We start from the raw sequence: 25915 nt of genomic DNA, 5'->3' as shown, positions 1-25915 counted from the left end.
TCGCCGTCGTGCCGGGCAATCCACTTATCGACGGTAGGTCGGCTAACGTCAAAGCGGCGTGCCAACTGGCTTTTGGTGAAGTTGCCAGAAAGCCAATCAGCTACCAGCTTGATTCTTTGATTCATGGGGGACTCTTGGTTCCAGGGCATGATCAGTTACCTCCTGATCATGCGTATTAGCCTGTAAACCATGTCCCCGGTTAGAAATGTAAACGATGTCCCCGGTTTGTACCGGGGCAAGCCCCCTCCCACACGGGTCCTGCGTCAGACACATAATGTATAAGCGCCGCTGAGCCAATGTGGGAGGGGGCTTGCCCCGATTGCGGTGATTCAGTCAATCATCACTGACTGATCCACCGCATATTTCAGCCCTCTGGCCGACTATTAAGAAAAACACTCACCACTGTGTAATCACTACCATTGGCATGCCGATACAGGGTACTGCTGTGATAGTCGGATACATCCCCCGACACCGAAACCGTAATCGAACGGCTCTCGACATCAACTTTTACCGCCCCGTCACGCGTAACTAGAAACGGATTGGCATCTTTCAATAAAGCCAATATTTCACTATCGGTTCCCAAGGTGCGGTAAACGTAATATCGGTAACTGAACGGCACAGTGGCCCCTCCACGATCATCCTTGACGCCATAGATCGAAGCGTCATCACTGATCGGCACGCGGAGTACAACCTCCGTCAATTGCGGACGGCCCGGCGAAAGCAGCCAATCACCAGCGATATACACCAAGCAAAGCGCCAGCAAGATCGTTGTGACCGTTGAATAAAGCGACTTTCTAGTAGTTCCTGAACCTGGCATAGCTGATTCATCAGGCGCGGGCATAGGGTTCGCCATTGCATGCTTCCTCTGCATTAGGTTTTTGCGCGGCAGAACCTAACACCAGATAGCTAAGATGATGAGCGAGGAGAAGAGCAAAAGGGGATTCGTACGAAGGAGTAAGACATGCCTTACACCACAGCCTCAAAGCAAGATACTTCCAAGTGCAATGAGGTTGCGGCAGCGTCAGTTCCGGCCTCATCGGGGTGTAGCCCCCTCCCACACTGATTCTGCGTCAGACACATAATGTATAAGCGCCGCTGAGCCAATGTGGGAGGGGGCTTGCCCCCGATTGCGACCGTCCAGACACATCCTGCCAAAAGCCCGCCCATCCACCTCCTGCTCGTCAATCTAGCCTCTCTAAGCACATCTAGAGAGGGCCAGGGAATGGCAGATTTACCCGCTTCACACCGCCTGCGCATCGGTCGATTCAGCGAACCCAACCGTATCTACCTCATCACCACCAACACCCACGAACGCATACCGATATTCAGCAATTTTCATCTCGCTCGCCTGGTGGTCTGGCAATTTCGGTTAGCCCAGTACCAAGGGCTGGCCAACTCCCTGGCATGGGTCATCATGCCGGACCATTTCCATTGGCTGCTTGAACTGAAAAAAGGCTCGCTGGCGGACTTGATGCGCCAGGTGAAGTCAAAAAGCACCAGGACCGTCAATGGCGTGAGTGGTCGCAAGGGCCGGCTCTGGCAAGAGAGCTTTCATGACCGGGCTCTGCGCAAGGAAGATGACTTGGTGAAAATGGCCCGGTATGTGGTGGCTAATCCATTGCGAGCGGGTCTGGTCGAGCGGATTGGCGACTATCCACTGTGGGATGCCATCTGGGTTTAACGTCATACACAGTCCAAATGTGGGAGGGGGCTTGCTCCCGATTGCGGTAGGTCAGTCAGCTTATCTGTAACTGATACACCGCTATCGGGAGCAAGCCCCCTCCCACATTTTTTCCGCATTTCAGGCGGCGAGTTTGCCGCTGGCGATGGCGGCTGAAGCGGCCACCATGGCCCGCAACAACACCGCACACCCAGCCGCCAGGTCATCCGGGGCGGCATTCTCGATCTCGTTATGGCTGATGCCACCCTCACACGGCACAAAGATCATCCCCGCCGGCCCCAACTCGGCGACGAAAATCGCGTCGTGCCCTGCCCCGCTGACGATGTCCATGTTCGACAAGCCCAGCCCATTCGCCGCATCGCGCACGGCGTCAACGCAGCCTTTGTCGAAGTACAGCGGCGGGAAGTCAGCCGTGGGTTCCATTTCAAAACTCAGCCCATGCCTGGCACAGGTCTCGTCAATCACCGTGCGCACCTCGGCAATCATCGAATCCAACCGCGCCGGTTCCAAGTGACGGAAGTCCAGGGTCATGCGCACCTCGCCAGGAATGACGTTGCGTGAACCGGGATACGCCTGCAGGCAACCGACGGTCCCGCACGCATGGGGCTGGTGCCCCAAGGCCGCCGCATTGACTGCCGCCACCACCGCCGCTGCGCCTACCAGGGCGTCCTTGCGCAGGTGCATCGGCGTCGGCCCCGCATGGGCCTCGACACCGCGCAGTTTCAGGTCGAACCACTTCTGCCCGAGGGCGCCGAGCACCACGCCGATGGTCTTTTTCTCATCCTCCAGAATCGGCCCTTGTTCGATATGCGCCTCGAAATACGCACCGACCTTGTGCCCACTCTCGGGACGGGTTCCCGCGTAGCCAATCGCATTCAGCGCGTCACCCACGCTGACCCCGTCCGCATCGACCTTGGCCAGGGTATCCGCCAGGGTGAATTTCCTGGCAAACACACCCGAGCCCATCATGCACGGTGGGAAGCGCGAGCCTTCCTCGTTGGTCCACACCACCACTTCCAAGGGCGCCTCGGTTTCGATCTTGAGGTCATTGAGCGTACGCAGCACTTCCACACCCGCCAGCACACCGAAGCAACCATCGAACTTGCCGCCCGTAGGCTGAGTGTCGATATGGCTGCCGGTCATCACCGGCGGCAGGTTGGGATTACGACCGGGACGGCGCGCGAAGATATTGCCGATGCCGTCGACGGTCACGGTGCAACCGGCGTCTTCGCACCACTGCACAAACAGGTCGCGGGCCTTGCGGTCAAGGTCGGTGAGGGCCAGGCGGCACACGCCGCCCTTGGGGGTGGCGCCGAGTTTGGCCAGGTCCATCAACGACTGCCACAAGCGGTCGCGATTGATGTGCTGGTGGGTCGATTGCAGAACGTCAAGGGCAGCGTTCATGGGGATCTCCTCAGGCTTGTATTTCTTATGAATTGACAACCACCGGGCTGGCTCCGCGCCTGGCATTCAGGCCGTAATACAACAACCCGCCCAACGCCGAACCGGTAAACCAGCCGTAGCTGTAGAACCAGCTGAACGCATCACTGCCCAGGGACAGCAAGGTCAGCACCACCGGCACACCGAAGGCGATAAAACCGCTCCAGTTCCACGCCGGGTACACGTCGTCGCGGTACAGGCCAGCCAGGTCCAGTTGCTGTTTGCGGGTGATGAAGTAGTCCACCACCATGATCCCGGCGATCGGGCCCAGCAGGCTTGAGTAGCCCAGCAACCAGTTGGAATACACGGTTTCCAGGCTCACATCCGAGACGATCAAGCCGAGTTTTTTCAGCAGTTCGTGCCCCATCAACGCCAAGCCCACCAACCCGGTGAGGATCACCGCCGTGGTGCGGTTGATCAGCTTGGGCGCGATGTTCTGGAAGTCATTGGTGGGCGAGACGATGTTTGCAGCGGTGTTGGTGGACAACGTGGCGACGATAATCAGCGCCATGGCCACGGCCACCCATACCGGGCTCTGGATATGGCCGATCAGGGTCACCGGGTCGGACACGCTGACGCCCACCAGTTTCACCGAGGCGGCGGTCATGATCACGCCGAGGGCGGCGAACAGGAACATGGTCAGCGGCAGGCCGAAAATCTGCCCGAGGATCTGGTCCTTCTGGCTTTTGGCGTAGCGGCTGAAGTCGGGAATATTCAGCGACAAGGTGGCCCAGAAGCCCACCATCGCGGTAAGGCCGGCCATGAAGTAACCGGTCAGGCTCGCGCCTTCGGGACGCTTGGGCGGGATTGCCATCAACTCGCTGATCGACACGTTGGGCATCGCCCATACCAGCAGGCCGATGCCCACCGCCACCAGCAACGGCGCCGACAAGGTTTCCAGGCGCTTGATCGACTCGGCACCGCGCAGCACCACCCACAGATTCAGGCACCAGAAGATCATGAAGCCGATCACTTCGCCGGTGCCGCCGAGGGATTTCCATCCCTCGAAAATCGAGCCCAGGAACAGATGAATCGCCAGCCCGCCGAACATGGTCTGGATCCCGAACCAGCCGCAGGCCACCAATGCCCGAATCAAACACGGCACGTTGGAGCCGAGGATGCCGAAGGACGAACGCAGCAACACCGGAAACGGAATGCCGTACTTGGTGCCGGGGAAGGCATTGAGGGTCAGCGGGATCAGCACCACGATATTGGCCAGCAAAATCGCCATCAGCGCCTCGCCCACCGACAGGCCGAAATACGCGGTGAGCACACCGCCCAGGGTGTAGGTGGGCACGCAGATCGACATGCCGACCCACAGCGCGGTGATGTGCCACTTGTTCCAGGTGCGTTCGCGCACCTTGGTCGGTGCCATGTCGTGGTTGTAGCGAGGGCTGTCGAGGACGTCGGGGCCGGCGTCGAGTTCGTACAGGCCGTTGCGCTCAATGACTTGCGATCTGTTCTGTTGCATGGCCGCTCCACGGTTTTTTCGAATTATTGTTGCTCACCCCGCGCTGAACACAGGGTGGCCGGAGTACCTCGTAAACAACATGACATCACGGGCCCGGCCAGCCGCCACTGCACTCAATAACCGTGCCGACAACTGCCCTTTGACCCGCACCGCTTATATAACTCGCTGATGTTAATCAGCTTTCCGATTGTGCCTGCGGTACTTGCCGCGCTACTCAGGCTAAATAACGCGCCAATTATCCGAACTGTCAGGACTCAATCTGGTGCACCACAATTATTTTTATTGACCGACCCCGTCAAGAGGCATGTCTCAAGCGTCTGATTTGCAATAAGAAATGTTGCTCATATTGGGAACCTGTCAAGTGCGTCAAAATGGTGAGAGACCGCTACATTTTGGTGATTTTGTATTTTTATCCTTATAAATCAATGGACTAAATAAGATATAAGCTTATAAAAAATCTTCTTGCTCAATCGAAAAACTCAGTCTAGTTTCTATTCCTGTCACCGATGACAGGAATTAACCGACCATCGGCGCGTAGCCATACAACACTTAGAACTGGCACAAGCCGGTCAAGCCTGTGAGGAACTCGACATGTCGCTGTTGATCCGTGGCGCCACCGTTATTACCCATGATGAAAGTTACCGCGCCGATGTTTTATGCGCAGGCGGTCTGATTCGCGCCATTGGCACGGACCTGGATATTCCCGCCGGCACAGAACAACTCGATGGCAGCGGACAATATTTGATGCCCGGCGGCATCGATCCCCATACCCATATGCAACTGCCCTTCATGGGCACGGTGGCCAGTGAAGATTTTTTCAGCGGCACGGCGGCGGGTCTGGCCGGGGGCACCACTTCGATTATCGACTTCGTGATTCCCAACCCGCAGCAATCGTTGATGGAAGCGTTCCATCAGTGGCGGGGCTGGGCGGAAAAATCCGCGTCCGACTATGGCTTTCATGTAGCAATCACCTGGTGGAGCGAGCAGGTGCGCGAGGAAATGGCCGAACTGGTCAGCCAGCACGGCATCAACAGCTTCAAGCATTTCATGGCCTACAAGAACGCGATCATGGCGGCCGACGATACCCTGGTGGCCAGCTTCGAACGCTGCCTGGAACTCGGCGCCGTGCCCACCGTGCATGCGGAAAACGGCGAGCTGGTGTACCACCTGCAACGCAAACTGATGGCCCAGGGCATCACCGGGCCGGAAGCGCATCCGCTGTCGCGCCCGTCCCAGGTGGAAGGCGAAGCGGCCAGCCGCGCGATCCGTATCGCCGAGACCATCGGCACGCCGCTGTACCTGGTGCACGTGTCCACCCGGGAAGCGCTGGATGAAATCACCTACGCCCGGGGCAAGGGCCAGGCGGTCTACGGCGAAGTGCTCGCCGGCCACCTGCTGCTGGACGACAGCGTCTACCAGCACCCCGACTGGCAAACCGCCGCCGGCTATGTGATGAGCCCGCCGTTCCGCCCGCGCGGGCATCAGGAAGCGCTGTGGCATGGCCTGCAATCCGGCAACCTGCACACCACCGCCACCGACCACTGCTGCTTCTGCGCCGAGCAAAAAGCCGCCGGGCGTGACGACTTCAGCAAGATCCCCAACGGCACCGCCGGTATCGAAGACCGCATGGCGCTGCTGTGGCACGAAGGGGTCAACAGCGGGCGCCTGTCGATGCAGGAATTCGTCGCGCTGACCTCCACAAACACCGCGAAGATCTTCAACCTCTACCCACGCAAAGGCGCGATCCGCGTGGGTGCGGATGCCGACCTGGTGCTGTGGGATCCCGAAGGCACGCGGACCATTTCCGCCAAGACCCATCATCAAAAGGTCGACTTCAACATCTTCGAAGGCAAGACCGTGCGCGGCGTGCCGAGCCACACCATCAGCCAGGGCAAGCTGGTCTGGGCCGATGGCGACCTGCGCGCCGAGCGTGGCGCCGGGCGCTATGTGGAACGGCCGGCATATCCGTCGGTGTTCGAGCAGTTGAGCAAGCGGGCGGAGCATTCCAGGCCGGTTGCTGTGAAGCGCTGAGACCGCTATCGGGGGCAAGCCCCCCCCACACTTGACCGCATTCATTCAGATACAACTCGGTCGAATGTGGGAGGGGGCTTGCCCCCGATGAGGCCCGAACAGGCAACAAAAATGCCCACTTAGAGGCAATCCAAAAAAACCGTGAGGCTCACACCGTGATCCAGACCCTGACCCACCTCCCCCATCCCCATGAAGACGGCGCCACCCTCGCCAGCCATTTCACCGACCTGGCGCCGCCCCTCAACGCGCGCCAGGCCCAACTGGAAGCCTCGCGCTGCCTGTATTGCTATGACGCCCCGTGCGTGAACGCATGCCCCAGCGAAATCGACATCCCGTCGTTCATCCGCAATATCCACACCGACAACGTCCAGGGCGCCGCGCAGAAAATCCTCTCGGCCAACATCCTTGGCGGCAGCTGCGCGCGAGTTTGCCCAACGGAGATCCTCTGCCAACAAGCCTGCGTGCGTAACAACGCCGAAGAGTGCGCTCCGGTGCTGATCGGCCTGTTGCAGCGCTACGCCATCGATAACGCCCACTTCAGCGAACACCCGTTCCAACGTGCCGCCCCCACCGGCAAACGCATCGCCGTGGTCGGCGCAGGTCCCGCAGGGCTGGCCTGCGCCCATCGCGCCGCTGTGCACGGGCACGACGTGGTGATCTTCGAAGCGCGGGAAAAGGCCGGCGGCCTGAATGAATACGGGATAGCCAAGTACAAGCTGGTGGACGACTTCGCCCAGAAGGAACTGGATTTCCTCCTGCAGATCGGCGGCATCGAAATCCGCCACGGCCAACGCCTGGGCGACAACCTCACCCTGAGCGAACTGCACCAGCAATTCGACTCGGTGTTCCTCGGCCTGGGCCTGGCGGCCAGCAAGCAACTCGGTCTACCCCATGAGGACGCCCCCGGCCTGCTCGCCGCCACCGACTATATCCGCGAACTGCGCCAGGCCGACGACCTGAGCCAACTGCCCCTGGCCGACCGCTGCATTGTGCTCGGCGCCGGCAATACCGCCATCGACATGGCCGTGCAAATGGCCCGGCTCGGTGCCCGTGATGTGAACCTCGTCTACCGCCGTGGCCTGGCCGATATGGGCGCCACCCACCATGAGCAGGACATCGCCAAGGCCAATCAGGTGCGCCTGCTGACCTGGGCCCAACCCGAAGCAGTCCTGCTCGACGACCAGGGCCACGTACGCGGCATGCGCTTCGCCCGCACCCGCCTGGAAAACGGCCGCCTGCAATCCACCGGAGAAACCTTCGAACTGGCCGCCGATGCCATCTTCAAGGCCATCGGCCAGGGCTTCGACAACGACGCCTTGCACGATCCCCTGGCGCAACAGCTGCACCGCGTCGGCGAGCGTATCTTCGTCGACGAACAGCTGCGCACCAGCATCCCTGGGGTCTATGCCGGCGGTGACTGCGTCAGCCTCGGCCAGGACCTCACCGTGCAGGCGGTGCAACACGGCAAGCTGGCCGCCGAAGCCATGCACGCCCAACTCATGCTGAATGTGGAGGCTGCGTAATGGCCGATCTCTCGATTGTGTTCGCCGGTATCAAGGCCCCCAACCCGTTCTGGCTGGCCTCCGCGCCGCCCACCGACAAGGCCTACAACGTGGTCCGCGCATTTGAAGCCGGCTGGGGCGGCGTGGTGTGGAAGACCCTGGGTGAAGACCCGGCGGCGGTCAACGTGTCATCGCGCTACTCGGCGCACTACGGCGCCAACCGTGAAGTGCTGGGCATCAACAATATCGAATTGATCACCGACCGCTCCCTGGAGATCAACCTGCGGGAAATCACCCAGGTCAAAAAGGACTGGCCCGACCGCGCGCTGATTGTGTCGCTGATGGTGCCCTGCGTAGAGGAGTCCTGGAAAAACATCCTGCCCCTGGTGGAAGCCACCGGCTGCGACGGTATCGAGCTGAACTTCGGCTGCCCCCACGGCATGCCCGAACGCGGCATGGGCGCGGCGGTGGGCCAGGTGCCGGAATACGTGGAACAGGTGACGCGCTGGTGCAAGACCTATTGCTCGCTGCCGGTGATCGTCAAGCTCACGCCGAATATCACCGACATCCGCGTGGCGGCGCGGGCGGCGTATCGCGGCGGTGCGGACGCGGTGTCGCTGATCAACACCATCAACTCCATCACCAGCGTGGACCTGGAACGCATGGTCGCCCTGCCGATGGTCGGCACCCAGAGCACCCACGGCGGTTACTGCGGTTCGGCGGTCAAGCCGATTGCCCTGAACATGGTTGCCGAAATCGCCCGTGACCCGCAAACCCAGGGCCTGCCGATCTGCGGGATCGGCGGCATCGGCAACTGGCGCGACGCCGCGGAATTCGTCGCCCTCGGTTGCGGCGCGGTGCAGGTGTGCACGGCGGCGATGCTGCATGGTTTTCGCATCGTGGAAGAGATGAAGGATGGGCTGTCGCGGTGGATGGACAGCCAGGGCTACACCAGCCTGCAAGAATTTTCCGGGCGCGCGGTGGGCAACACCACGGACTGGAAGTACTTGGACATCAACTACCAGGTGATCGCCAGGATCGACCAGGCGGCGTGCATTGGCTGTGGGCGTTGCCATATTGCCTGTGAGGACACCTCGCACCAGGCCATCGCCAGCCTGAAACAGGCGGACGGCACGCATAAATACGAAGTGATCGATGACGAGTGCGTGGGCTGCAACCTGTGCCAGATCACCTGCCCGGTGGCGGATTGCATCGAGATGGTGCCCATCGACACGGGCAAGCCGTTTTTGAATTGGACGCAGGATCCGAGGAATCCGTACCGGGAGGCTGTGTAGTCCTGTAGACCGCTATCGGGGGGGGGGGCAAGTCGAATCGTCGCACCGCCCCTCCCACCTTTTGATTTGTGAACACAGTCAAGTGTGGGAGGGGGCTTGCCCCCGATGAGGCCCTCAGCCCCACCACAACACTCAAGGCTCCAACCCAATCCCGCGCAAAATCACACTGGTCACCGTCTGGATCGCCTTCTCGAACTGCATATCCGACAACGGCTGGTGATCATTCAAAATCTTCACCTGGTGATCAAAGTCGGCATAGTGCTGGGTCGACGCCCAGATCATGTACAGCAGGCTCGACGGCTCCACCGGCAGGATGCGCTTGTCTTCCACCCACTGGCGAATTTTCGCTTCCTTCATCTTGGCCCAGTCGTACAGGCTTTCATCCAGGGCCTCACCGAGTGTCGGCGCGCCGTGGATGATTTCGTTGGCCCAGACCTTGGAGCCATAGGGCCGCGTGCGCGAGCGCTGCATCTTGGCGCGGATATAGCTGCTGAGCACCACCCGGGGGTCATCGAAGGTTTCGAAGCTGAGGGCGTCCTGCTTCCACACTTCCAGCAGGTCGAACAGCACCGCGCTGTACAGCTCGCTCTTGGTGGTGAAGTAGTAATGCAGGTTGGAGCGCGGCAGTTGCACTTCTTCGGCGATATCGGCCATGGCGGTGCTGCCGTAGCCCTTTTCGGCGAAGATTTTCTCCGCCGCCAGCAGGATTTTCTCGACGTTGACCCGGCGAATTCCGCTCTTGTGATTGCCCATAAGGGCTCCCTGAAAAAGACATGCCCCAAAGACTACCACCGCTCTAGATCGGGGCGACAGGCGCAGTCGAAACTTCGTACACTGCCCGCTCCTTACCATTGATGGGTATTGCACCATGTCGATCAAGAAAACCCTGACCACTGTCGCCCTGCTCGCCTCCCTGCTGGGTGCCTCGGCGGCGTTTGCCCATGCTCATCTGAAAAGCGCCACGCCTGCGGCGGACAGCAGCGTCACCGCGCCCGAAGACCTGCGCCTGACCTTCAGCGAAGGCGTCGAAGCCACCTTCACCAAAGTCTCCTTGAGCAAGGACGGCACCGAAATCGCCATCAAAGGCCTGGAAACCCCGGACGCCGACAAGAAAACCCTGGTGGTGACACCGGCCGCCCCACTTGCGGCGGGCACCTACAAGGTGGTGTGGAATGCGGTGTCGGTCGACACCCACAAAAGCAACGGTGAATACAGCTTCAAGGTCGGCCAATAACCCATGGCAACGCTGCTGGTGCTGTGCCGGTTCGTGCATTTCATCGTCGTGCTGTTGATGTTCGGGGCCAGTGTATTCAGGCCCTGGCTCCTCGGCGCTGCAGCGCAGCCCATGCTCGACCGGCAATTGCTGCGCATCACCCGTGGGCTGGCATGGACGGCCCTCGCGTCGGGGCTGATCTGGCTGGGGTTGATTACCGCCAGCATGGCCGGTTCATGGCCGGCGGCGCTGGAACTGTCGACCGTGCAGTTGGTGCTGGGCAAGACCTTTTTTGGCCAGGTATGGACCTGGCACCTGATCGTCAATGGCTTGCTGGTCATCGCCCTGATGACCCCGTGGAAAGCCCCGCGCCTGCCATTGCTCACACTGCTGCTGATGACCCTCGCCCCGGTCGGGCATGGCGCCATGCTCGACGGGCTGAGCGGACAGTTGTTGATCCTCAACCAAGTGGTGCACCTGATATGCGTCGGCGCATGGCTGGGTGGGTTACTGCTGCTGGTATTGATCCTCAGGCAGCCACACCGTGTTGAACTGGCGCCTGTCCTGCGTCGTTTCAGCGGCGTGGGTTATGGCCTGGTCACCGGCTTGCTGGTGACCGGCCTGATCAATGTGCGCGTACTCACCGGACAGCTGTGGCCCACGCCGTTGTTCAGTGGTTTTGCCCTGATTCTGTTGATCAAGGTGATGCTGGTACTGGGCATGTTGGCGCTGGCACTGTTGAACCGGTTGCGCCTGGATAACGGCGAACAGCGGCTGGGCAGCTTGAAGGCCAGCGTGATGCTGGAATGGCTGCTCGGTGTTTGTGCAGTCGCGGCCGTTTCACTCCTTGGCACTTTGCCGCCGATGGTCCTGGCGGGCTGAATGTGGAAGGGGCAAGTCGAATCGTCGCATCGCCCCTCCCACATTGACCCTGTGCGCTCTGGATCAACCCACACCTAGTCATCGTATAACTTCTGCTTGACACACCCTGAAAACCCCGCAAATATCCGCTCCAATGTTGTACGACGACGTATAACAAATAATAAAAACAACAAATGAAAGGGAGCGTCACTGTGAGTCCATTCGCCCGCAATTCGTCCGCGCGTCTCAGTGTTATCGGCCTGTTTACCCTGCCCCTCCTCGCCCACGCCGACGGTTTCGTCGACGACGCCAAGGCCACGCTCAACCTGCGCAACGCCTACTTCAACCGCAACTTCACCAACCCGAGCAACCCCCAGGGCAAGGCCGAAGAGTGGACGCAGAGTTTTATTCTCGACGCCAAGTCCGGCTTCACCCAGGGCACCATGGGGTTCGGCATTGATGTGCTGGGGCTGTATTCCCAGAAGCTCGATGGCGGCAAAGGCACCGGCGGTACCCAGTTGCTGCCGATCCACGATGACGGCCGCCCCGCCGACAACTTCGGGCGCCTGGGCGTGGCGCTGAAAACCAGGCTGTCGAAGACCGAATTGAAGGTCGGCGAATGGATGCCGGTGCTGCCGATCCTGCGCTCCGACGATGGCCGCTCGCTGCCCCAGACCTTTCGCGGCGGCCAGGTGACGTCCAACGAAATCGCCGGCCTGACCCTCTACGGCGGCCAGTTTCGCGGCAACAGCCCGCGCAACGACGCGAGCATGGAAGACATGTTCATGAACGGCAAAGCGGCGTTCACCTCCGATCGCTTCAACTTCGGCGGCGGCGAATACACCTTCAACGACAAGCGCACCCAGGTCGGCGTGTGGTACGCCGAGCTGGCCGATATCTACCAGCAGCAGTACCTCAACCTGACCCACAGCCAGCCCGTGGGCGACTGGACCTTGGGGGCCAACCTCGGTTTCTTCAACGGCAAGGAAGACGGCAGCGCCCTGGCCGGCGACCTCGACAACAAAACCACGTTCGCCCTGCTCTCGGCCAAATACGGCGGCAACACCTTCTATGTGGGCCTGCAAAAACTCACCGGCGACAGCGTGTGGATGCGCGTCAACGGCACCAGTGGCGGCACCCTGGCCAACGACAGCTATAACGCCAGCTACGACAACGCCAAGGAAAAATCCTGGCAGGTGCGGCATGACTTCAACTTCGTGGTACTCGGCGTGCCAGGGCTGACCCTGATGAACCGCTATATCAGCGGCAGTAACGTACATACCGGGGCGATCACCGATGGCAAGGAATGGGGGCGCGAATCGGAGCTGGCCTACACCGTGCAGAGCGGTGCGTTGAAGAACCTCAACGTTAAGTGGCGCAACTCGACCATGCGTCGAGATTTCAGCAACAACGAGTTCGACGAAAACCGGATCTTTATCAGCTACCCGATCTCCTTGCTTTAACTCACGCCGGCCGCCCTAGCGTAGCAGCTGTCGAGCCCCGGCGAGGCTGCGTCGGCCGCGACTCGAGCTTGAATCGGCAGCGCGCCCGACGCAGCCTCGCTTGCGCTCGGCAGCTGCTACGGTTTTGCGCGGATTTGGATAAGACGGTATCTACGTGCGGACTAATTCGATCAATGGCGCGTTGACAACCTGGGGGATCCCTAACAATACTTCGGCATAGTCATACGACAACCTACAACAAAAATTTGGAATCCCCATGACCACGACCACCCCCACTCCCTTCAACCGCCTGCTGCTCACCGGTGCCGCCGGCGGCCTCGGCAAAGTCCTGCGCGAACGCCTGCGTCCCTACACCCAGGTGCTGCGCCTGTCGGACATCGCCAGCATGGCCCCGCCGGTGGATGCCTCGGAAGAAGTCCAGGCCTGCGACCTCGCCGACAAACAAGCGGTGCACCACCTGGTGGAAGGCGTCGACGCCATCCTGCATTTCGGTGGTGTATCGGTGGAGCGTCCGTTTGAAGAAATCCTCGGCGCCAATATCAGCGGTACCTTCCATATCTACGAAGCCGCACGCCGCCATGGGGTAAAACGTGTGATCTTCGCCAGTTCCAACCATGTGATCGGCTTTTACAAGCAGACCGAAACCATCGACGCCCACTCCCCACGCCGTCCCGACAGTTACTACGGCCTGTCCAAGTCCTACGGCGAAGACATGGCGAGTTTCTACTTCGACCGCTACGGCATCGAGACCGTGAGCATCCGTATTGGCTCCTCGTTTCCCGAACCGCAGAACCGCCGGATGATGCACACCTGGCTGAGCTTCGACGACCTGACCCAACTGCTCGAACGCGCGCTGTATACGCCGAACGTCGGCCACACCGTGGTCTACGGCATGTCGGATAACCTCGACACCTGGTGGGACAACCGCTACGCCGCGCACCTGGGCTACGCCCCGAAAGACAGTTCCGAAGTCTTCCGCGCCCAGGTCGAAACCCAGCCACCGGTGGCCGCCGATGACCCGGCCAAGGTCTATCAGGGTGGGGCGTTCTGCGCCGCCGGGCCGTTCGGTGACTGAGTTCACACCAACCCAAGGGAATGAGTGGCCATGACTGCTGAATTGATTGTCGACGCCCGCAATGCCGTGGGCGAATGCCCGGTGTGGGTGCCCGAGGAAAACGCCCTGTACTGGGTGGATATCCCCAACGGCGGCCTGCAAAAATGGAGCGCCGCCAGCGGCCACGTTGCCGCCTGGAAAGCCCCGCAGATGCTTGCCTGCATTGCCCGCACCACGGCGGGCAACTGGGTCGCCGGGATGGAAACCGGTTTCTACCAACTCACGCCGCACAACGACGGCAGCCTCGATACCGCGCCGTTGGCCAGTGTCGAGCATCCACGCCCGGACATGCGCCTGAACGACGGCCGTTGCGACCGCCAGGGCCGTTTCTGGGCCGGCAGCATGGTGCTGAACATGGGCGCGAATGCGGCCGAAGGTATCCTCTATCGCTATGCATCGGGTTCAGCCCCCCACGCCCAGCTGGACGGTTTTATCACCCTCAACGGCCTGGCCTTCAGCCCCGATGGCCGCACGATGTATGCCTCGGATTCGCACCCGCTGGTCCAGCAGATCTGGGCCTTCGACTACGACATCGACACCGGCACGCCGTCCAACCGTCGCGTGTTCGTCGACATGCACAACTTCCTCGGCCGCCCCGACGGCGCCGCCGTGGACGCCGATGGCTGCTACTGGATCTGCGCCAACGACGCCGGCCTGATCCACCGTTTTACCCCCGACGGGCGCCTGGACCGCTCCCTCACCGTACCGGTGAAAAAACCCACCATGTGCGCCTTCGGCGGCAGCCGCCTGGACACTCTGTTCGTCACCTCGATCCGTGACGACCAGAGTGAACAGTCAGTGTCCGGCGGCGTGTTCGCCCTCAACCCCGGCGTCCAAGGACTGCCTGAACCGACGTTCACCCTCTAGCTGCATCGCTGTGCCTTGAATACAACAATAACAACACAGGAGTGACCTCCCATGGACTTCAAACGCACCTTGCTCGCCGCCGCAGTCTTTACCCTCAGCAGCGCCGCCCATGCGCTGGAAATCAAATTCGCCGACATCCACCCCGCCGGCTACCCCACCGTCGTCGCCGAAGAAAACATGGGCAAGGCCCTGACCAAGGAAAGCAACGGCGAACTGACCTTCAAGTACTTCCCCGGCGGCGTGCTGGGCTCCGAGAAGGAAGTGGTCGAACAGGCCCAGGTCGGCGCCGTGCAGATGACCCGCGTCAGCCTCGGCATCGTCGGGCCGGTGGTGCCGGACGTGAACGTGTTCAACCTGCCGTTCGTGTTCCGCGACCAGGCGCATATGCGCAAGGTCATCGATGGCGAGATCGGCGATGAAATCCTCGCCAAGATCACCGACTCCGAGTTCGGCCTGGTGGCCCTGGCCTGGATGGACGGCGGCACACGCAACCTCTACACCAAGAAGCCGGTGCGCAAGATCGAAGACCTCAAGGGCATGAAGATCCGCGTGCAAGGCAACCCGCTGTTCATCGACGCCTTCAACGCGATGGGCGCCAACGGCATTGCCATGGACACCGGCGAGATCTTCAGCGCCCTGCAGACGGGGGTGATCGACGGCGCGGAGAACAACCCGCCGACCCTGCTGGAACACAACCACTTCCAGAACGCCAAGTACTACACCCTCACCGAGCACCTGATCCTGCCTGAGCCCATCGTGATGTCGAAAATCACCTGGAACAAGCTCACCCCGGCGCAACAGGTCATGGTCAAAAACGCCGCCAAGGCCGCTCAGGCCGATGAGCGCGCGCTGTGGGATGCCAAGTCCGCCAGCAGTGAGGAAAAACTCAAAAAGGCCGGTGTCGAGTTCATCACCGTCGACAAAAAGCCCTTCTATGACGCCACCGCAGCGGTTCGCGCCAAGTACGGCGCGCCTTACGCCGACATCATCGCGCGCATCGACGCCGTTCAATAACCTCCCCTGCCTCTCGCACAAGGCCCGGCGCGGTCTGCACCGACGCGCCCGGTTACGGTGAACGCCATGAAGAATCTACTGCTGCGCATCAACGACCGCATCTACATGACCTGCATCTGGGTCGCCGGCCTTTCGGTTCTCGGCGTCGCGCTGATCATTCCCTGGGGCATCTTCGCCCGCTACGTCCTCGGCACCGGCTCCAGCTGGCCGGAGCCCACCGCCATCCTGCTGATGCTGGTGTTTACCTTTATCGGTGCCGCCGCCAGCTACCGCGCCGGCGCGCATATGTCGGTGGCCATGGTCACGGACCGCCTGCCGCCCGCCCAGCGCCGCATCGTCGGCATCCTGTCGCAACTGCTGATGGGCACCATCTGCCTGTTCATGGCGATCTGGGGCACCAAGCTGTGCCTGTCCACCTGGAACCAGTTCATGAGCGCCATCCCGACCCTGCGCGTGGGCATCACCTATATGCCGATCCCGATTGGCGGGCTGCTGACCCTGATCTTCGTGGTGGAAAAACTCCTGCTCGGTGACCAGAGCAACCGGCGCGTGGTGCGCTTCGACCTGGTGGAAGAAAGCGAAGGGGCTGCCTGATATGGACGCATTGATTCTGCTGGGCAGCTTTATCGCCTTGATCCTGATCGGCATGCCGGTGGCCTACGCCCTGGGGCTGTCGGCACTGATTGGCGCATGGTGGATCGACATCCCGTTCCAGGCCCTGATGATTCAGGTGGCGGGCGGGGTAAACAAATTCTCGCTGATGGCGATTCCGTTCTTCGTGCTGGCGGGGGCGATCATGGCCGAGGGCGGCATGTCGCGGCGCTTGGTGGCATTTGCCGGGGTGCTGGTGGGGTTTGTGCGCGGTGGCCTGTCGCTGGTGAACATCATGGCCTCGACGTTCTTTGGCGCCATCTCCGGCTCGTCGGTGGCCGACACCGCCTCGGTCGGCTCGGTGCTGATCCCGGAAATGGAGCGCCGTGGCTACCCACGGGAATTTGCCACCGCCGTCACCGTCAGCGGTTCGGTGCAGGCGCTGCTGACCCCGCCCAGCCATAACTCGGTGCTCTACTCCCTGGCGGCGGGCGGCACGGTGTCCATCGCCTCGCTGTTCATGGCCGGCGTGGTGCCCGGCTTGCTGATGAGCGCGTGCCTGATGGTGCTGTGCCTGATCTTCGCGAAAAAACGCAACTACCCCAAGGGCGAAGTGATCCCACTCAAGCAGGCGCTGAAAATCTGCGCCGACGCGCTCTGGGGCCTGATGGCCATGGTGATCATCCTCGGCGGCATCCTGTCGGGCATCTTCACCGCCACCGAGTCCGCCGCGATTGCCGTGCTGTGGGCGTTCTTCGTGACCATGTTCATCTACCGCGACTACAAATGGAGCGAGCTGCCCAAGCTGATGCACCGCACGGTGCGCACCATTTCCATCGTGATGATCCTGATCGCCTTCGCGGCCAGCTTCGGCTACATCATGACCCTGATGCAGATCCCGGCGAAGATCACCACGCTGTTCCTGACCCTGTCGGACAACCGCTACGTGATCCTGATGTGCATCAACGCCATGCTGCTGTTGCTCGGCACGGTGATGGACATGGCGCCGCTGATCCTGATCCTCACGCCGATCCTGCTGCCGGTGATCCTCGGTATCGGCGTCGACCCGGTGCACTTCGGCATGATCATGCTGGTCAACCTCGGCATTGGCCTGATCACCCCGCCGGTGGGCGCGGTGCTGTTCGTGGGCGCGGCGGTGGGCAAGGTGAGTATCGAGAAGACCGTGAAGGCGCTGCTGCCGTTTTATGGCGTGCTGTTCCTGGTGCTGATGGCGGTGACGTACATTCCGGCGCTGTCGTTGTGGCTGCCGAGCGTGGTGCTGTGATGATTGAACTCGAAGATAACCTGACCCACCTCACCGTGAATCCGGCCGTGGGCGGCAGCCTCGTCAACTGGACGGTGCGCGCCACCGGCCAGCCGTTGTTGCGCCATAACGACCAGCAGGCGATCCATACCGGTTTGCCGGGCAAGCTGGGGTGCTATCCATTGGTGCCCTGGTCCAACCGCATTGCCCACGGCGGTTTCGACAACCCCGACGGCTGGCTCGCGCTCACGCCCAACAGCCTCACCGATCCGCTGCCGATCCATGGCTCGGCCTGGCAACAGGCGTGGCAGGTGGTCAGCCACACGGCGGATGAAGTGGTGCTGGAGGTACTGTGCGAGACACCGTTTGCCTATCGCGCCGAGCAGCGGATTCGCTTGAGCGATGGGATGCTGAGTATCGAGCTGCATGTGACGCACCTGGCCGAAACAGCCGCATGGCATGGCCTGGGCTTGCATCCGTACTTTCCGCGCCGGCCGGGTACCCGGTTGCAGGCCAGGGCCGCACAGGTGTGGATGAGTGACGCATCCAAGCTGCCGACGGGGTTGGCGCCGGTGCCGGGCGAGTGGGATTTCCAGGCATTGAAGCCCCTGCCCGAAGGCCTGGTGGACAACGGTTTTTGCCAGTGGGACGGCTATTGCCGGATCGAACAGCCGGACCTGGGCTATGCGCTGGAATGCCAGGCCAGCGGGGCCGATTACTTCCTGCTGTACTGCCCGCCGGGGCTGGGGTTCTTTTGCATCGAGCCGGTGAGCCATCCGGTGAATGCTCATCACCTGGCGGGACGGCCGGGCCTGAAACTGCTGGAACACAATCAGTCGGTCCAACTCAATTTCAACCTGAAATACACCCCCCTGTAGGAGCGAGCTTGCTCAAGGTGGGGAGTTTTTGAGGCGGCCGGCGGTATCGATACTCACGACAACCGACAACCCCGGCCGCAACCGCTCGCTCTCAGCCTGATCCGGGTCCACCGTAATCCTGACCGGCACGCGCTGGGCAATCTTCACAAAGTTGCCCGTCGCGTTGTCCGCCTGCAACAGGCTGAACTCCGAGCCCGTGGCTGGGGAAATATGCTGCACCGTGCCGCGAAACCTGCGGTGGTTGAGCGCATCCACGGTGAAAGTCACCGGCTGGCCGACCTGCACATTGTCCATCTGGGTTTCCTTCATGTTGGCGATCACCCACAGCTGCTTCGGCACCAGCGCCATCAACTGCGCGCCGGAGTTGACGTAGGCCCCCAGGCGCACGCCAATCTGCCCCAACTGCCCGTCACGCGGCGCGGTAATGCGGGTGTTGGACAGGTCGATCCGCGCCAGCTCCACCGCCGCCTCGGCACTCGCGACCGCCGCTTCCAGGGAGCCGCGATTGACGATCACCGTCTGCAAATCCTGCCGCGCGATTTCCAGGCTGGCCTGGGCCTGGGCCACCGCCGCGATGGTCTGGGCATTGGCGGCGCGGGTCACGTCCAGCTCGCGCCGGGATACCGAACCGTCGCTGATCAGCTCTTCGTTGCGGCGCAGGTCGGCGGTGCTTTTGCGCGCCTGGGCCTGGCTGTCCACCAGTGCGGCCTGGCGCAGCTTGATGGTGGCTTCGGCACTGTTGCGTTGCTGCACCACATTGGCCAGCGCGGCCTTCTGCACCGCCAGTTGCGCCAGGGCCTGGTCGAGGCGCTGCTTGTAGATGCGGTCGTCCAGGCGCACCAGCAGGTCGCCGGCCTTGACGTACTGGAAGTCCTGCACCGGCACCTCGAACACATAGCCGCTGAGCTGCGGGCCGATAATGGTCACCTGGCCGCGCACCAGGGCGTTCTCGGTGGTTTCCACCGCGCTGCTGAACGGCGGCAATTGCCAGGCATACAGCACGATCAGCACGCCGACGATGGCAATCGCGGCAAAGCCCAGGGACGAGAGAATGCGCACGCGCAAGGAGCGCGGCTCGGTGACCGTGGCGCCGGGCGGCGTGGTGCCTTCCGGGGTGGCGGCGATGGCGTTGGTGGTCGTGGTGGTGGGTTCGGTCATGAAGTAGCGCCGCTGGGTTGAACGGGAGTGGCTGCTTTAGTGGTGCTCATCAGCCACAGACTGCGGATAAAGATCCAGATCATGGTCAGGATCGCGACAATCGCGATCAGCATGAACACATCGTTGTAGGCCATGACATTGGCCTCGCGGGTCGCCGCCGTGGCCAGGCTGCGGATGCCCATGAGGTTCCGCAGTTCCGGGTCGGCGACGATACCGCCATAGGCCGAGCCGCCGCCCTGCACCCGCGCGGCCACACGCGGGTCGAGCAGCGTCAGGTGCTCGACAATCATGCTGGAATGATACTTCTCGCGCACGATCTGGAACGTGCCGAGCAAGGCCGCGCCGATCAGGCCGCCGAGGTTCTGGCAAATCCCGAACATCACCGAAAAGCTCACCAGGTTACGCGGGTTGGCCAGCACGTTTTTGGTCCCCAGCACCATGGTCGGCCCCAGGAAGAAGGTGCCACCGAAGCCTAGCAGGAACTGGCTGATGTACAGGTTCTGCGGGCGCGTGAGGTTGCTGGAGAAACTGTCCATCACCGAGCCGGTGGCCATCAGCGCCAGGGAAATCACCAGCGGCATCAGCAGGTGCGCCGGGTTGATCGTCAGCGCACTGACCGCCAGCCCGCTGATCGCGCCGGCCAGCATCACCACGTACAGCGTATGCATCTGCTGGTAGCTCATGTTCAGCATCTGCATGAACCCCACCGCACCGGTGGACTGCTCGGACAGCACCATGCGAATCAGGATCACCGCCAACGCCAGGCGGATCATGGTGCCGCTGCCCAGCCAGCGGGTCATCAGCATCGGGTTGGCGCGGTTATGCTCGATGGCCAGGCCGGCCATGATCAGCACCAGGGAACAGGCCGAGGCCACGCCGATCCACGGCGCTTCCAGCCACCAGTCGATACGCCCCAGGGACAGCACCGCACACAGCAGCGCGACACCGCTGGCGAGAATGGCGAAGGTGACGAAGTCGAGTTTTTCAAAGGTCTTGAAGCGGTCGCCGGGGGGCAGTTTGAGCAGGAATACACACCCCAGGCAGATCAGCGCCAGGCCCAGTTCGAACAGGTAAAGCCCGCGCCATTCGGCGATCTGCAGCAAGTCCTCGGAGAACAGTCGCGCCAGGGGCAAGGCCAACTGCGCCGTGCCCAGCCCCAGCACCAGGGATTTCAACCGCCACTTGGCCGGGAACGCCTGGATCATGTAGTACAAGCCCAACGAACTCAGCGCCGCACCCACCATGCCATGGGCCGCCCGTACGGCGATGGCCGAGTTGAGGTCGTTGACGAACAAGTGGCCGAAGGTCACCAGCGCATACAGCACCAGGAACACCTCGGTAAACGCCCGCAGACCGAATTGCTGGCGGAACTTCACCAGCAGCAGGTTCATGCACACGTTGGTCATCACATAGGCGGCGGGCAGCCAGGCCATTTCCGCGGTGGTCGCACCGAGGGCGCCTTGCAGGTATTGCAGGTTGGCGATGACCAGCGCGTTGCCCAGGCCACCGGTGATTGCCACCAGCACGCCGACCATCGCAAACAGCCAGCGCTTGTGCGTCGGATGCAACGGCGTCGACGGCGAGCCCGGCAGGCTCGGGCGCTCGTGGGGTTCCCAGGGGCGGGGGGTGTATTTGTCCATTCGATGACCTAGATGAGCCGACGGGTGACGTCGGTAAAACCACTACTCAGAGTAGTAAACCTGAGCGGGGTTCATCTTGCCATCTTGGGCGCGTCGGTCAGCGCCCATCTTGCCACTCATGCGCTGCTTTCTTTACTCGATGGCAGGGATGCCATTATCTCAGCGCGGCACGTTTCCAATATTTCATCCGCCAGGGCCGAGTCATCCGGACACGCCCGCGACAGCATGATCGCACCGATTGCATGGGCCAGCAGGGCGATCATCTTCGCGCGTGCCTCTTGCCTGGTGACATCCACCGCCTGCGCGTACTTGTCCCCAAGGGCTGCAAGCGTATTTTCAACGCCACTGGCAAAGGTCGCCTTCAGTTCATCGGACTGGCGGGCGGCGTCACCACACAGGGCTGCCAGGGTGCACCCCGCTCCCCTGCCATCTCGGTGATCCCTGGACACGTACAGGTTTACAAATCCCGGCACGTCGAGATCGCAGATACTCGACAGGGATTTGGCCAGGCTGTTTTCGGCCGCTTCGGCCATCAGGTCGGCCTTGGAGCCAAAGTGTTTGTAGAAGCCTCCCTGGGTAAAACCCGCAGTAGCCATAAGCTCTGCCACACCCACACCGTCATAGCCACGCTCACGAAACAGCTCTGACGCCGTCTCCACAATATGAGCTCGATTGGCGAGTGATTGCGTCTTGGTGATCTTCATTTCGCGGCCCTTACGACTCCTGAACAATGACCTGATCATACTCTGATGTCGGTCATAATCAAAACCATTGACAGCTTTGATTATGATAGACATCATAAAACCACCCGCACCTATCCCTGCGGCTGTGTGGCGCCGATCGCCGTACCTGATCATCCTGAACACTCAAGAGCACCCATTTATGAGCACTCCCGAAACCGTACTGATCACTGGCGCCTCCACGGGCATTGGCGCGACCTACGCCGAGCGTTTTGCCCAACGTGGGCACGACCTGGTGCTGGTTGCCCGCGATAAAGGCCGACTGGACGCACTGGCCTCGCAGCTGCGTGAGAAACACGCGGTGTCCATTGACGTGATCCAGGCCGACCTGACTCAAACCGGTGACCTGGCCCGCGTCGAAGCACGCCTGCGTGACGACGCCAGTATCGGCATCCTGGTGAACAATGCGGGCGCCGCCCTCTCCGGCAGCTTCATCGAGCAATCCATCGACAGCGTTACCAACCTGGTCGCGCTCAACACCACCGCCCTGGTGCGACTCGCCAGCGCCATCGCGCCACGCCTGGTACACGCCGGTAACGGCGCGATCATCAACATTGGCTCGGTGGTGGGGCTGGCACCGGAATTCGGCATGAGCGTCTACGGTGCAACCAAGGCGTTCGTGCTGTTTCTATCCCAGGGGCTGAGCCTCGAACTCTCGCCCAAGGGCGTCTACGTGCAAGCCGTTCTTCCAGCCGCCACCCGCACGGAAATCTGGGATCGCGCAGGCATCGACATCAATACTCTGAGCGAAATCATGAGCGTGGACGAGTTGGTCGATGCTGCGCTGGTCGGTTTTGATCGTCGCGAGCCGGTGACCATTCCGCCATTGCAAGACGCCGCCCGCTGGGATGCCCTGCAAGCCGCCCGCCAGGGTTTGCTGTCAGAGATTCGCCAGTCGGTCGTCGCCGAGCGCTATCAAGCCAAGGCGTGATTGTCACGTATAGCCATGGGAATTGAACGATGAAAGCCTTCCTGATCGACCGTTACGGCAAGCATCAAGGACGCCTTGCCGAGGTACCGGACCCGGAACCGGGCATCCACGACGTACTGGTCAAGGTACATGCCAGCAGCGTCAACCTGCTGGATTCGAAGATCAGCAAGGGTGAATTCAAACTGATCCTGCCCTACAGATTCCCGCTGATCATGGGCAACGACGTGGCCGGCGTCGTCGTGCGCGTAGGGTCAGGCGTGCGCACCTTCAAGCCCGGTGACGAGGTCTACGCGCGCCCGCCCGAGGCGCGCATCGGTGGCTTTGCCGAGCTGATCGCGATTGAGGAAAGTGCCCTCGCACTGAAACCCAACAACACCAGCATGGAACAAGCCGCCGCCCTGCCCCTGGTGGCACTGACCGCCTGGCAGGTGCTGGTTGAAACAGCCCGCGTGAAGAAGGGGCAAAAAGTCTTTATCCAGGCGGGCTCCGGTGGTGTCGGCAGCATTGCCATCCAGCTGGCAAAACACCTGGGGGCTTTCGTTGCCACCACGACCAGCACCGCCAACGTGGAGTGGGTCAAGGCGTTGGGAGCAGACGTGGTCATCGACTACACGCAGCAAAACGTCGAAAACGTGTTGCGTGACTACGACGTCGTCTTGAACAGCCTCGGCCCCGCCGAACTGGAAAAATCCCTACGCATTCTCAAGCCGGGTGGGCAGCTCATCTCCATCTCGGGACCACCGACCGCCGAGTTCGCACGCGAGCAAAAGCTGTCCTGGGGACTGGGCTGGGTCATGCGCCTGTTAAGCAGCGGCATACGCAGAAAAGCCCGCAGGCAGGGTGTTGACTACGGGTTCGTGTTCATGCGTGCGAGCGGTGCGCAATTGCAGCAAATCACCGCGCTCGTCGAGTCCGGCGCTATCACACCGGTGATCGACCGAACCTTCCCTCTCGAGGCAACGGCTGAGGCCTTGAGCTACGTCGAACGGGGCAGAGCCAAGGGGAAGGTGGTGATCAAGGTCCTATGACTAAGCCCACCCAACGCTCAAGCTGATGGCGATGCAGACTTGTCCCCCGTGAGGGTGCGAAGCGCCCCCAATGAAGGACGAATGGGGTGTACCCGATATTGCGCAGTGGCTGGTTTTGGGGCTGCCGAGCAGCCCAGCGCGGGACAAGCCCGCTCACCACATCCACAGTGGATCCCATGGGCATCCACAAGCGCATTTCAAATCAGATCCAACCGAGCCAGCTCCAGTAAGTCGCCGCAAACACCAACATCAACCCATACCCGATCAACGTCACCAGGATCCCCACCTTGGCAAACTGCCGCGCCGTAAACGTCCCGGTCCCCAGGCACACCATGTTCTGCGGCGCATTGATCGGCAGGATAAACCCGTAGCTCATCACAAACCCCAACAGCATGGTCATGCCCAAGCGGTTGAACTCCCCCGGCAAGGTCTGCAGCACCGCAATCAATATCGGCAACAACGCCGAAGTCAGTGCCGTGGCGCTGGCAAAGCCCAGGTGGATCACAATCAGAAACGCCCCAAGGATCGCAAACACCCCCAGCGGCCCGACCTGATCCAGGCCGGTGTGCGCCACCACCTGGGACCCCAGCCATTGCCCGGCCAGGGTGGTCAACAATGCGGTACCGAGGCTGATGCCCACGCCAAACACAATCACCGTGCCCCACGGGATGCGCGATTGCACATCCTTCCAGGTCATCACCCCGATGCCCGGCAGCAGCAGGAACACCAGCCCGGCGTAGGTGGTCGAGGTGGTGTCGAACGGGTGCAGACGCCCTTCCGTGGCCCACGCCAACAGCAGCAGCACCGACACCGTCAGCAAGCGTTTCTGCGGGCCGGTCATCGGGCCGATGTCCACCAGGGACTGGGCCACGGCCTCCTTGCCACCGGGGATGCTGTCGGTTTCCGGCGGCAGCAGCTTGATCACCAGGAACAGCAACACCGCCGACATGATCACCGCCCACGGCGCGCCGGCGATCAGCCAGTCGATCCACGACACGCGCTGGCCGAGCATCTTGTCCATAAAGCCCACGGTCAGCAGGTTTTGCGCGGCGGCGGTCTGGATGCCGACGTTCCAGATGCTGGTGCCCTGGGCTACCACGATCATCAGGCCGGCGGCGATGTTGGAGCGCTTGTCCACGCCGAACGCGGCGACCACGCCCATCATGATCGGCACCACACAGGCGCTGCGCGCCGTGGCGCTGGGGACGACGAGGCTGAGCAGGATCGTCACCGCAATCGCCCCCAGCAGAATGCCGCGGGTACTGGTGCCGACGCGGGTCAGGGTCACCAGGGCGATACGCCGGTCCAGGCCGGTGTGGGTCATGGCCGCCGCAATGAACAACGCGCCCGCCACCAGGGCCAGTGCCGGGTTGGAAAAGCCGGTGAGCGCCATGCTGATGGCAGGGCTGGAACCGATCAGGTGCGTGGGGTCTTGCAGCGACGGCGCGGTGCCGAGCAAAAACGCCATGAGCGAGGTGATCATGATCGCGCTGGCTTCATAGGACACCGCCTCGGTGATCCACACCACCACGGCAAACGCGAGGATCGCCAGCATGCGCTGCCCGGCCACCGGCAGGTCGGCGGGCAGCGGCAACAGCAGCACGCCGACCATCACCAGTACGCCGATCACCAGGCCCAGGGGCAACTTGAAAGAGGCTGCGGTTGTTGCGGGGGCGTTCATGGCGGGCTCCGTCGGGCGCTGAATCAGAGCCCGCAGCATGGGGCAAAGCGCC

24 protein-coding genes are annotated in these 25915 nt (G+C 61.8%); 15 read left to right on the top strand and 9 right to left on the bottom strand.

All coding sequences use genetic code 11. The annotated features are described in order from the left end of the window. Both BM416_RS28910 and BM416_RS28905 read right to left on the bottom strand, forming a co-directional pair. Positions 1-149, bottom strand: a 149-nt coding sequence (locus BM416_RS28910; protein ID WP_092490221.1) for a helix-turn-helix domain-containing protein, incomplete at its 3' end; no start/stop codon positions are given. A 215-nt stretch (positions 150-364) separates the two neighbouring features. Further along, on the bottom strand, positions 365-853 hold the full coding sequence (locus BM416_RS28905) for a hypothetical protein (RefSeq protein WP_256577599.1): 489 nt from the start codon (positions 851-853) through the stop codon (positions 365-367). A 369-nt stretch (positions 854-1222) separates the two neighbouring features. On the opposite strand from BM416_RS28905, the gene BM416_RS28900 reads away from it, so the two are divergent. Continuing rightward, complete coding sequence (locus BM416_RS28900) at positions 1223-1681, top strand: REP-associated tyrosine transposase (RefSeq protein WP_092490259.1); 459 nt, start codon at positions 1223-1225, stop codon at positions 1679-1681. A 120-nt stretch (positions 1682-1801) separates the two neighbouring features. Here BM416_RS28900 and BM416_RS28895 read toward each other — a convergent pair whose 3' ends face one another. Together BM416_RS28895 and BM416_RS28890 are read right to left on the bottom strand one after the other, a co-directional pair. Continuing rightward, positions 1802-3085: a Zn-dependent hydrolase gene (locus BM416_RS28895; RefSeq protein ID WP_092490258.1), complete on the bottom strand. Its 1284-nt coding sequence runs from the start codon at positions 3083-3085 to the stop codon at positions 1802-1804. A gap of 25 nt (positions 3086-3110) precedes the next feature. After that, a complete protein-coding gene (locus BM416_RS28890; protein WP_092490257.1) occupies positions 3111-4592 on the bottom strand; it encodes an NCS1 family nucleobase:cation symporter-1 in 1482 nt (493 codons plus the stop codon). Positions 4593-5183: 591 nt separating this feature from the next. Between BM416_RS28890 and hydA the strand changes: the two genes are divergently transcribed. The 3 genes from hydA (at position 5184) to preA (ending at position 9420) form a co-directional block, all read left to right on the top strand. Further along, complete coding sequence (gene hydA, locus BM416_RS28885) at positions 5184-6623, top strand: dihydropyrimidinase (protein WP_092490256.1); 1440 nt, start codon at positions 5184-5186, stop codon at positions 6621-6623. 155 nt (positions 6624-6778) lie between these two features. Continuing rightward, complete coding sequence (locus BM416_RS28880; protein WP_092490255.1) at positions 6779-8146, top strand: NAD(P)-dependent oxidoreductase; 1368 nt, start codon at positions 6779-6781, stop codon at positions 8144-8146. After that, complete coding sequence (gene preA, locus BM416_RS28875) at positions 8146-9420, top strand: NAD-dependent dihydropyrimidine dehydrogenase subunit PreA (protein ID WP_065927011.1); 1275 nt, start codon at positions 8146-8148, stop codon at positions 9418-9420. The genes BM416_RS28880 and preA overlap by 1 nt, the downstream gene beginning before the upstream one ends. A 132-nt stretch (positions 9421-9552) precedes the next feature. On the opposite strand, the gene BM416_RS28870 is transcribed toward preA, so the two are convergent. Next, entirely contained in the window at positions 9553-10173 is a 621-nt protein-coding gene (locus tag BM416_RS28870) for a TetR/AcrR family transcriptional regulator (protein WP_027606227.1), read from the bottom strand. Between the two features lie 115 nt (positions 10174-10288). Here BM416_RS28870 and copC point away from each other — a divergent pair, with 115 nt between their 5' ends. The 9 genes from copC (at position 10289) to BM416_RS28825 (ending at position 18685) form a co-directional block, all read left to right on the top strand. Beyond that, positions 10289-10654 (top strand): copper homeostasis periplasmic binding protein CopC, encoded by a 366-nt coding sequence (gene copC / locus BM416_RS28865; protein WP_092490254.1) that lies wholly within the window; start codon positions 10289-10291, stop codon positions 10652-10654. Between the two features lie 3 nt (positions 10655-10657). Next, positions 10658-11515, top strand: coding sequence for a copper homeostasis membrane protein CopD (copD, locus tag BM416_RS28860; protein ID WP_092490253.1), 858 nt, complete (start codon positions 10658-10660; stop codon positions 11513-11515). Between the two features lie 191 nt (positions 11516-11706). Then, positions 11707-12957, top strand: a complete 1251-nt coding sequence (locus BM416_RS28855; RefSeq protein WP_092490252.1) for an OprD family porin — start codon at positions 11707-11709, stop codon at positions 12955-12957. A gap of 256 nt (positions 12958-13213) precedes the next feature. Continuing rightward, on the top strand, positions 13214-14032 hold the full coding sequence (locus BM416_RS28850; RefSeq protein ID WP_092490251.1) for an NAD-dependent epimerase/dehydratase family protein: 819 nt from the start codon (positions 13214-13216) through the stop codon (positions 14030-14032). 30 nt (positions 14033-14062) lie between these two features. After that, on the top strand, positions 14063-14938 hold the full coding sequence (locus BM416_RS28845; protein ID WP_092490250.1) for an SMP-30/gluconolactonase/LRE family protein: 876 nt from the start codon (positions 14063-14065) through the stop codon (positions 14936-14938). A gap of 51 nt (positions 14939-14989) precedes the next feature. Next, positions 14990-15952 (top strand): TRAP transporter substrate-binding protein, encoded by a 963-nt coding sequence (locus tag BM416_RS28840; RefSeq protein WP_053138521.1) that lies wholly within the window; start codon positions 14990-14992, stop codon positions 15950-15952. A gap of 66 nt (positions 15953-16018) precedes the next feature. Continuing rightward, entirely contained in the window at positions 16019-16546 is a 528-nt protein-coding gene (locus BM416_RS28835; RefSeq protein WP_027606220.1) for a TRAP transporter small permease, read from the top strand. Position 16547: 1 nt separating this feature from the next. Further along, on the top strand, positions 16548-17828 hold the full coding sequence (locus tag BM416_RS28830; protein WP_092490249.1) for a TRAP transporter large permease: 1281 nt from the start codon (positions 16548-16550) through the stop codon (positions 17826-17828). After that, positions 17828-18685 carry an aldose 1-epimerase gene (locus BM416_RS28825; RefSeq protein ID WP_092490248.1) on the top strand — a complete coding sequence of 286 codons (858 nt, stop codon included), beginning with the start codon at positions 17828-17830 and terminating at the stop codon, positions 18683-18685. The genes BM416_RS28830 and BM416_RS28825 overlap by 1 nt, the downstream gene beginning before the upstream one ends. Positions 18686-18697: 12 nt before the next feature. On the opposite strand, the gene BM416_RS28820 is transcribed toward BM416_RS28825, so the two are convergent. The 3 genes from BM416_RS28820 to BM416_RS28810 all read right to left on the bottom strand — a co-directional run bounded on the left by BM416_RS28820 (position 18698) and on the right by BM416_RS28810 (position 22187). Beyond that, complete coding sequence (locus BM416_RS28820) at positions 18698-19843, bottom strand: HlyD family secretion protein (protein ID WP_092490247.1); 1146 nt, start codon at positions 19841-19843, stop codon at positions 18698-18700. Beyond that, positions 19840-21483 carry an MFS transporter gene (locus tag BM416_RS28815; RefSeq protein ID WP_092490246.1) on the bottom strand — a complete coding sequence of 548 codons (1644 nt, stop codon included), beginning with the start codon at positions 21481-21483 and terminating at the stop codon, positions 19840-19842. Before BM416_RS28815 ends, BM416_RS28820 begins: the two co-directional genes overlap by 4 nt. Positions 21484-21599: 116 nt before the next feature. Continuing rightward, complete coding sequence (locus tag BM416_RS28810) at positions 21600-22187, bottom strand: TetR/AcrR family transcriptional regulator (protein WP_092490261.1); 588 nt, start codon at positions 22185-22187, stop codon at positions 21600-21602. Positions 22188-22365: 178 nt separating this feature from the next. Between BM416_RS28810 and BM416_RS28805 the strand changes: the two genes are divergently transcribed. Then, the gene (locus BM416_RS28805; RefSeq protein ID WP_092490245.1) at positions 22366-23154 is read left to right on the top strand and encodes an SDR family NAD(P)-dependent oxidoreductase; all 789 of its coding nucleotides are present in this window, start codon (positions 22366-22368) and stop codon (positions 23152-23154) included. A 29-nt stretch (positions 23155-23183) separates the two neighbouring features. After that, positions 23184-24182, top strand: a complete 999-nt coding sequence (locus BM416_RS28800) for an NADP-dependent oxidoreductase (protein WP_092490244.1) — start codon at positions 23184-23186, stop codon at positions 24180-24182. A 202-nt stretch (positions 24183-24384) separates the two neighbouring features. Here BM416_RS28800 and BM416_RS28795 read toward each other — a convergent pair whose 3' ends face one another. After that, complete coding sequence (locus BM416_RS28795) at positions 24385-25863, bottom strand: DASS family sodium-coupled anion symporter (RefSeq protein ID WP_092490243.1); 1479 nt, start codon at positions 25861-25863, stop codon at positions 24385-24387. Between the last annotated feature and the right edge of the window lie 52 nt (positions 25864-25915).

Origin of the sequence: Pseudomonas sp. NFACC42-2 (genome assembly GCF_900116055.1) — a bacterium.
Lineage (GTDB): Bacteria > Pseudomonadota > Gammaproteobacteria > Pseudomonadales > Pseudomonadaceae > Aquipseudomonas > Aquipseudomonas marginalis.
Note: the sequence above shows the minus strand (reverse complement) of the source record. Positions and strands in the feature narration are given on the sequence as shown.